We start from the raw sequence: 7,902 nt of genomic DNA on the forward strand, positions 1-7,902 counted from the left end.
GGCGCAAGGCGGACCCAGACCTCATCTGTCAACACAAACCGCTCTTCGTTCATTCAAACCTCCATTTTGGAAGCTTGAATCAGATTTCAGCCAGCTTGGGAATCCTGAATGTCCACAGACCCTAGAAACATCGCCCCGATCGCGGTCTGCGAGAACAGCAGAGCCAACGCCGAGCGCACCATCGAATGGGTGCGAAAGACCACGACGCCGAACCACATCGCCGCGCCGCCGAAGAACGCCAGAAAGATCATCTGAACCGTCATATCGGCACCACCAGGGCGATCACGCCCACGACAAAGACATTGGCCAGCGCCAGCGAGATCCCTAGCTTCCAGCTCAGCGCCAGATAGCGCGCCTCGCGGATGCGCGGCATGTAGCGTCCGACACTCAGCATAGCCGCAGCCACGGCCAGGATCTTGATCGCGCTCCAGGCCCAGGCGGGCAGCCACGGGCCCAGCCAGCCGCCCAAATAGAAGGTCACCGTCGCCCCCGCCAGCGCCAGAATAATGACCATCCGCGCCAGCCGCAGCACCGCCAGCCGCACGCCGGTATATTCTGCCTCGACCCCGCCGGCCAATTCGCCGGTAGCATCGGGCAGGTCCAGCGGCGGCAGCCAGGCCAGCCCCATCGCCGCCACGACGAACAGGACAAACCCCATCGGCTGGTACAGCACGTTCCAGAGCTGCGCCTGCGAGGCGACGATCTCAACCGTCGAGAGCGACTCCGCCCGCATGGCGACGGCGGTGATCGGCATCACGATCAGCATGGCATAGGCAATGAACTGGCCCAGGAACCGCCAGCCCGCAATCATTGCGTAGGCCCCGTTCGGCCCCCAGCCCGCCATGATCAGCGCCACCAGCACATAGGCCAGCGCAGCGTTCAAAAACAGCGCCCCGGTGGCCAGATCGGTAATGATAAGCTCCGGTGCCAGCGGGATCACCGCCACCGCCATCAGCCCCGCCACCAACAGCAGCACCGGCCCAAGCTCAAAGAACAACCAGTCAGATTTGCGCGCCAGCAGCGATTCCTGCCCCATAAGCGCCAGGGCGGCCCAGGCCGGACCCGTCAGGCTCAGGTGTCCATGCACGGCCCATCGTTCGATGACGGCCAGCGCATAGGCCCCGGCGGCGAGCGACAGGAGAACGACAAGAATGCTCATCCACGCACCTCCCAGGGCGACAGGTCGAGCGAGGCGACGGCGCTCAGGGCATCGCCCAGTTCCCGCTGCGCCGTCACCGTTTCGACAAGGGCGATGTTCACGTCTGTCGGCGTGTCGAGATCGGCTTCGACCACCTTGCCATTGGCCAGCTTCACGCGCAGCGACGCCGTGCCGCGCGGTGTTTCGATGCGAGCCTCGCCCTCGCCCGACACCCTGTCCACATCCGGCACCTGCGGCACAGCAATCCTCCCGGCGGCCGCGATCACGTCGAGACTTTGGGCGATCTCGTCGCAGCGCAGCCGCAGCCGGGCCAGCGCATCGCCGCCGTTGCGGACGCGCATTTCGAACCCGAGATCCTTCAGCGTTGGATCACCCGTTCGGGCATCCGATCCGCCACCTCGCGCCCGGTCCACCGGGCCGCTGGCCGGGGCGTCCTTGCCGATGCGCGCGATGCGTCTAAGCCGCATCCGCATCAGCGGGGCCGCCTGCACCCGGCGCGACAGCCGCCGGATCGCCCCAGCCTGCGTGGCGATCCCGGCAACGTCGGCACCTTGAACGGCCAGTTGCAACGCCCCAGCGCGCGCGGCGAGCCACAAAAAACCCGACTGAAGGCCGAACTCGGCCAGCCAGTTCAGGTGGCTGGCGATCCGCTCGCGTTCCACGGCGGCGGCGCGGCCACGGCGCGCGTCATGGTCGGGCTCGACGCCGGCGGCCACCTCAATCGCAGCGCAAGCCAGCGCGCGATAGGACACGGGGCTGAGCGGCATCATGGTGGCCAGACGCTCGACGAAATCGGCCACCCTCATCTGCGGCCCATCCATCAAATCCGTCGCGCCGACAAGGCTCGTGGCGTCGCTGGCCGCAACGGTATCGCCATCCAGCGTCAACGTCAGCCGCAGCCCAGCCGGCAGGCCGGGAAAGAACGGCCCGAACGGCACCTTGATCCAGTCCATCTGTAACCCGTCGCTGCTGCGCGGCTGGTCCTTGGTCATCTCGACCATCGACATGAAATGCGGCTCGATCCCGTCGATAGCGGCCTTGGAGTGGCCGGAATGGTCCTGCTGTTTGCCATGATCGCCGTGACCGCCATGCCCGTGACCGTGACCGGGACCGTGGCTTTCCACCTCCTCCGCCTTCACCAGGTTCATGCCGCATTTGGGGCACTTGCCCGGTGTGTCGCTGATCACCTCGGGGTGCATCGGGCAGGTATATGCCCCCGCCCCGCCCGCGTCCTCGGCGTGGCCCGCATGTGCGTGATCGGCGGGGTTTGACCTGTCCTCCGGGGGCATGTCGTGGCCACCGTGCCCACCATGTCCATCGGACGCTGTTTCGCGCGGCACCAGCGTCATGCCGCATTTAGGGCAGTCTCCGGGGGCGTCGCGGACGATTTCGGGGTGCATCGGGCAAGTGTATTCCACGCGCACCTCAAGAGCGGGGGCGTTAAACTCCCCGCTGTCAGCGCGAAACGCGCCCGCGGCGATCACGCGGCGCAGATCGGCCAGCCCGGAGTGCAGCCCGGCCTGGGTCAGCGGGGCCGACACGTCCGCATCGGGCAACGGGGCGATGTCGCCGGCACCCAGCGCAAGGATCGCGCGGGGGCGCGGGATCTGCGCGTAGGTGACGGCGGCGGCATCGCGCAGACCGGGGGGCAAGGGGCCGACGACGATCAACAGATTCGCATGGCGCGGGGTGCCGACAAGCCGCAGATGCGACCCGGACAGATCGAGCCCCATCGCCCGCGCGACAGAGGGGCCGGGCAGCACGAAGGCCGGCAGATCGCGCGCCATGGCCGCCGCGACCGCCCGCCTGATCCCGGACATCGCGCCCTCTCGCGCCCCGACCAAGGTCATTGCCGCCTCAACGCGCCCTGGCTCCAGCCATAGAGCAGGCCCAAGAACAGGATTGCCAGGAAAACGCCCATGTCGAGCAATGCGATCAGCCCTTCTTCGCGGTAGACGACCGCCCACGGATACATGAACGCCATCTCCATGTCGAAGGCCAGAAACAGCAGCGCATAACCGGCATAACGCGCATGGTAGCGCACCCAGACCGGATCGCGCGACAGGGTGCCGGCGGTGGCGGGCACGTCCTTGCCGGGTTCCGCGCGCGCCCGCCCGATGGCCCGGGCGAACCCATAGAGGCTGAGCACGAAACCGAATACACCGACGCTCAGCCCGAAAAGGATCGCGTATTGGGAAAGTTCGCTCATCCGTGGCACCTCATTTGATTTCCCAAGTCTGTTTCATACTAGAAGATTCTGCAATGCGGTCAATTCGTAGGGGCGAGTGGTCAGCAGACAGCAAACAAGAGGACGCGACCAGACCCGGATCGTTACACTTTGCTCAACTCAGTCCGGCCAGCCACCACGACACTGCAAACAAAAGAGCCGAATTGGGGTCGGCCCTGCGCGTGTATTCCCGTTCAGAAGCCGTCCGCTTCGGTCTGCGCGCTGGCCAAAAGCGAAGCCAAGCGATGCCCGAAACCGTCATGATTCTGTAACAATCGCCTGCCATTCAGCGGCAAGGGTCTTTGGCGGGATTCGCCAGCCTGTAGCCCCGCCGGATACCCGGTTGAAAGAGACTCTTGCGGATGCCTCGATGGCATTTCCCTGACAGAATTGGAGAACACGAAATGAAAATGAAGTTTATACCGGCGGCATTGCTCGCCGCTGCGGCGGGCGTCGTGCAGGCCGACGAAACCTCTGGTTTCAACCTCAAGGCAGGGAGCGGGATAACCTTCAAGAGTGCTGATGGTACCGCGTCTTTCCGGGTGGGGGGGCGCCTGCAGTGGGATTACGATTCGACCGATTCCGACATCAGCGGTAAGAGCGATGATTTCGATGTGCGTCGCGCACGGATTTTTTTCCAGGGTAAATATCTCGACTGGGCCTTCAAGGCACAGTTCAATCTCGCCGAAAGCGGTACCGGCGGCGGCAGCGCCGAGGACCTCTATCTGCGCTACACCGGTTTTGGCAAGATGGCCCGGATCACAGTGGGTAAGCAAAAAGAACCGTTTGGCTTTGAGCAACTTACCAGTTCGAAGGACATATCATCGCTTGAACGCTCGGCCCTGACCGAATTCTACGCGCCCGGCCGCAACGCCGGTGTGCAACTGCACGGTGCAGGTGACAACTGGACCTACGGCCTGGGCGTTTTCGAGGCGGCCGGCAACGGCAGCGATGATTTCGGCAATACGGCCATCACCGGCCGCGTTACCTATGCCCCGATCCAGACCGATGATCTGGTCTTGCATCTTGGCGCCGGCTTTACCAGCCGTGATGCCGCTCTGCCTGCCAACGAAACCGATGCGTACAACATCGAATTGGCGGCCGCATCGGGGCCCTTTCACACGCAGGCCGAATACTTCAACGCTGACACGGGCGGGGTTGATGTGGACGGATACTACATTCAGGCAGGATGGATTCTGACCGGTGAAAGCCGTCCCTACAGCAACGGCGTGTTCAAGCGGGTGAAGCCAAGCAGTTCGAAAGGTGCATGGGAAGCAGTGCTTCGCTACGAGGACGGATACGGCAAGTTCAGCGATGTCGGTCTTGGTACGACAGAGGGTAAGCAAACCACCGTCGGCATCAACTATTACCCGAACAACGCCGTTCGCCTTGGTCTGAGCTACATGGATGGCAAGCAGGCCAGCGGCGAGAACGGAAAAGAGATCAGGGCACGAATGCAAATCGTATTTTGACCTGACCGGTACAGAAGGGGAGTGGGCAAAACTTGGGGGTGTCTGTGTATGCTAGTGGTTCATTGAGAGGGGAACTACCATGGACGTGCGAATTATTGTCGAGACGACTTTCGAGAACGGAACCACAAAGAGGCATCGTCTCGGCCGCCTATCCCGCCCGTTTCGGCGCACGCAACCTGAGGGTTTCGGGTTGTTGCTCGAAGATGCGAAGACGATCCTGGGGCAATTGCAGAATGCGATCCTGCGCGACCAGATCGAGGAAATTTCCGAAGCCAGCAGGATCTGTCCGGACTGCGACGGGGTCCGGGCTATACATGATTATCGGTCGCGGGTGCCCGACACGCTTTTCGGCAGGTTCGAGGTCAAAGCGCCGCGCATTCGCCGGTGCGCCTGCAATGCAAAATCCGATGTTGTCTTGGGCGGACCGCTTTCGCCTCTCGCTGACTATTTTCCGGATCGATCGACCCCGGAACTGCGACGCCTTCAGGCCGAACTTGGGGCGCGTCATTCCTTCCGGGAAGCGGCGCGTATCCTGGAAACCTTTCTACCTTGCGCGAAGCAGGTGAATACATCGGTGCGCAATCGACTGGGCAAAGTTGCCAGGGAAATCTGCGACAGCGAGCAGACTGAGCCGTTGGTTCCTTCAGCCGCCAAAGAGGCGCCTGCGTTGACGGTTTTCCTAGACGGTGCGCATATCCGATGCAGGCCGGAATACCAGAAGCGACACCTCGATGTTGTGGTTGGCAAGATCGAAAGCCACGATAGGTGCCGTCGCTTCGGCTTGGTGCAACAAGCGGTCCTGTCGCCTGCCAGTCAGCTTCGCCGGGACTTGATGTCTCTCGGTTGGGATCGCGAACAAACCGTCACGGTAATTTCGGACGGGGAACCAGCCCTGCCAAACCTCGTCCGCAATGCCGTCGGTGGAAAGGTACGCCACATCCTCGACTGGTGGCATATCTCGATGCGTATTCAGCACGTCGAGAACGCCGTAAAAGGCCTGCTGCAGAGCAGGGGTTTCTCCGGCATTCCAGTGCTGTTCAAACGTCCGGCCGAAACGCTGCGATGGTACCTTTGGCATGGAAAAGTTCTTACGGCCACGACCAGTCTGCAATGGTTGATCGTCGATTGCGCCCGGCTGGTTACAGATGACCGCGTGGCAACTGAAGCCACTCGGCGAGTGCAAGCTCGCTGCCGAGACCTCTATTCATACCTTGCGAACAACATGGACAACCTGACGAACTACGGCAAGCGACATCGAAGAGGCCTTCCGGTCTTTTCTTCCCGAGCAGAGGGCTGCGTGGACGACATCGGGAACACCCGCATGGGCAAGCGCCGCCGCATGAGATGGTCGCCCAAAGGAGCCCACCGCGTGGCGGTTGTCCGCGCCGCCGTTCTCGACGGTCGGCTAACCGGCGCCTACCAAAGAGCAGCCGCATAACCCCCAAGTTTTGCCCACTCCCTGCTGCGGCAGGATGGTACATCCTGCAGCCGACCCACTCCCAGACGAGTACTCAGACGGACGAAAGAATGGCACTTCCCGCAGGTGCGCTTGCAACTGTCAGGCTGCCCCCAAGTTTCACCGAGCAAGAGCAAATCGGCAAGCGTGCCTATGGTGCGGCCTGCGCGACCTGCCACGGCGTCAATGGGCAGGGTCAGGACGGCGTTGCTCCACCGCTGGTGCACAAGATTTATGAGCCGGGCCACCACGGTGACATGGCGTTTGTCCTCGCAGCACAGAATGGTGTTCGGGCGCACCATTGGAAGTTTGGCAACATGCCAGCTGTCGAGGGCGTAACACGAGCAGAAGTATTGAATATCGTGGCATATATACGGGCTCTTCAAAGGGAAAACGGAATTAACTGAGTGACCTGTCGACCTGAGGCAAAAGCATAACAGCCATCCAGTAGATAATAACTGTCATCAACGGGGAGAGAAACGAATGAAACCTAAATTTATCGCAACGCTAGGGAAAGTCTGAAAAACCTCGTGCTCTTAGCGTGTTGCGGTAGACTGAGCGGGACCTTGAAGGATGCCCGCCGATGCCCAAACAGCCCGCCTTTCCTGCGCTACGCCAGTCGATGAAGAAGAAACAGACGCGGCGTGAGAAGTTCCTCGCCGAGATGGAGGCAGTGGTGCCGTGGTTACGCCTTCTCGCACTTGTCGAGCCGCACTATCCGAAGGCCGGGCCGAAGGGCGGTCGGCCTCCGATGCCGATGGAGACGATGCTGCGGGTCTATTTCCTGCAAAGCTGGTACGCGCTGAGCGATCCGATGGCTGAGGAGATGCTCTACGATAGCGAGGCGATGCGGCGGTTTGCCGGGATCGAGCTTGGCGATGACCGCATTCCCGACGAAACGACGATCCTCAACTTCCGGCACCTGCTGGAGAAGCATCAGCTGACCGAGAAGCTGTTTGCCGAGGTGAACGCCTACCTTGCTGACAAGGGCATCACGCTGCGCTCGGGCACGTTGGTTGATGCGACGATTATCGATGCGCCGTCGTCGACGAAGAACAAGTCCAAGGCCCGTGACCCCGAGATGTCGTCAACAAAAAAGGGCAATGACTGGTATTTCGGGATGAAAGCCCATGTGGGCGTGGATGCTGACAGCGGCATCGTCCACAGCCTGGAGACGACCACAGCCAAGACCCATGACAGCCAGGTTTGGGACGAGCTTCTGCACGGCAAGGAAACATCCGTCTGGGCAGACAAGGGGTATGTCCACGCCGGTCGGGAGGCCGCCTTCACGAAAGACGGCGACGCCTTCTGGGGTGTGATGCGCAAGGCCCCCAAGGGCGGTGAGCTGGATGAGCTAGACGAGCAGATCAACCGGATCATCGCGAAGGTGCGCGCCAAGGTTGAGCATCCGTTCCGGATCCTCAAGCGCCAGTTCGGCCATGTCAAAGCCCGCTACCGGGGTCTGGCGAAGAACCGGGCGCATCTGTTTACGCTGTTTGCCCTCGGCAACCTGTTCCTGATGCGCAGGAGGCTCGCGGCATGAGGCGGAGTCCGTCCAAAATCGGCCAAACCGCCGCTCAGGCGGCCA

The 7,902-nt window shown here is 62.1% G+C and carries 8 protein-coding genes; 4 read left to right on the plus strand and 4 right to left on the minus strand.

Annotated elements, in window-relative coordinates:
- Nucleotides 1-86: 86 nt before the first annotated feature.
- From AAFO90_RS23145 to AAFO90_RS23160, 4 genes are read right to left on the minus strand one after another with little or no spacing between them, the layout of a single operon-like run.
- Complete coding sequence (locus AAFO90_RS23145) at nucleotides 87-263, minus strand: hypothetical protein (RefSeq protein ID WP_347510945.1); 177 nt, start codon at nucleotides 261-263, stop codon at nucleotides 87-89.
- Nucleotides 260-1,159, minus strand: a complete 900-nt coding sequence (locus tag AAFO90_RS23150; RefSeq protein ID WP_040427768.1) for an NADH-quinone oxidoreductase subunit H — start codon at nucleotides 1,157-1,159, stop codon at nucleotides 260-262. Before AAFO90_RS23150 ends, AAFO90_RS23145 begins: the two co-directional genes overlap by 4 nt.
- A complete protein-coding gene (locus tag AAFO90_RS23155) occupies nucleotides 1,156-2,979 on the minus strand; it encodes a heavy metal-binding domain-containing protein (RefSeq protein WP_347510946.1) in 1,824 nt (607 codons plus the stop codon). Before AAFO90_RS23155 ends, AAFO90_RS23150 begins: the two co-directional genes overlap by 4 nt.
- A gap of 26 nt (nucleotides 2,980-3,005) precedes the next feature.
- Nucleotides 3,006-3,368, minus strand: coding sequence for an NADH-quinone oxidoreductase subunit A (locus tag AAFO90_RS23160; RefSeq protein WP_009827260.1), 363 nt, complete (start codon nucleotides 3,366-3,368; stop codon nucleotides 3,006-3,008).
- A 422-nt stretch (nucleotides 3,369-3,790) separates the two neighbouring features.
- Here AAFO90_RS23160 and AAFO90_RS23165 point away from each other — a divergent pair, with 422 nt between their 5' ends.
- From AAFO90_RS23165 to AAFO90_RS23180, 4 genes are all read left to right on the plus strand, one after another.
- Nucleotides 3,791-4,858 (plus strand): porin, encoded by a 1,068-nt coding sequence (locus AAFO90_RS23165; RefSeq protein WP_009827261.1) that lies wholly within the window; start codon nucleotides 3,791-3,793, stop codon nucleotides 4,856-4,858.
- 79 nt (nucleotides 4,859-4,937) lie between these two features.
- Entirely contained in the window at nucleotides 4,938-6,296 is a 1,359-nt protein-coding gene (locus AAFO90_RS23170; protein ID WP_067627257.1) for an ISKra4-like element ISSusp4 family transposase, read from the plus strand.
- Between the two features lie 44 nt (nucleotides 6,297-6,340).
- Entirely contained in the window at nucleotides 6,341-6,721 is a 381-nt protein-coding gene (locus AAFO90_RS23175; protein WP_050766250.1) for a cytochrome c, read from the plus strand.
- 176 nt (nucleotides 6,722-6,897) lie between these two features.
- Nucleotides 6,898-7,857, plus strand: coding sequence for an IS5 family transposase (locus AAFO90_RS23180; RefSeq protein WP_347510947.1), 960 nt, complete (start codon nucleotides 6,898-6,900; stop codon nucleotides 7,855-7,857).
- The last annotated feature ends 45 nt before the right edge of the window (nucleotides 7,858-7,902 follow it).

The sequence above is a fragment of the Phaeobacter sp. CAU 1743 genome (genome assembly GCF_039839315.1).
Taxonomy (GTDB): Bacteria; Pseudomonadota; Alphaproteobacteria; order Rhodobacterales; family Rhodobacteraceae; genus Phycobacter; species Phycobacter gallaeciensis_A.

Coding starts and splice junctions, on each gene's coding strand:
- AAFO90_RS23180 (WP_347510947.1), top strand. CDS start 6,898: ATGCCCAAACAGCCCGCCTTTCCTGCGCTACGCCAGTCGATGAAGAAG.
- AAFO90_RS23150 (WP_040427768.1), bottom strand. CDS start 1,159: ATGAGCATTCTTGTCGTTCTCCTGTCGCTCGCCGCCGGGGCCTATGCG.
- AAFO90_RS23145 (WP_347510945.1), bottom strand. CDS start 263: ATGACGGTTCAGATGATCTTTCTGGCGTTCTTCGGCGGCGCGGCGATG.
- AAFO90_RS23170 (WP_067627257.1), top strand. CDS start 4,938: ATGGACGTGCGAATTATTGTCGAGACGACTTTCGAGAACGGAACCACA.
- AAFO90_RS23165 (WP_009827261.1), top strand. CDS start 3,791: ATGAAAATGAAGTTTATACCGGCGGCATTGCTCGCCGCTGCGGCGGGC.
- AAFO90_RS23155 (WP_347510946.1), bottom strand. CDS start 2,979: ATGTCCGGGATCAGGCGGGCGGTCGCGGCGGCCATGGCGCGCGATCTG.
- AAFO90_RS23160 (WP_009827260.1), bottom strand. CDS start 3,368: ATGAGCGAACTTTCCCAATACGCGATCCTTTTCGGGCTGAGCGTCGGT.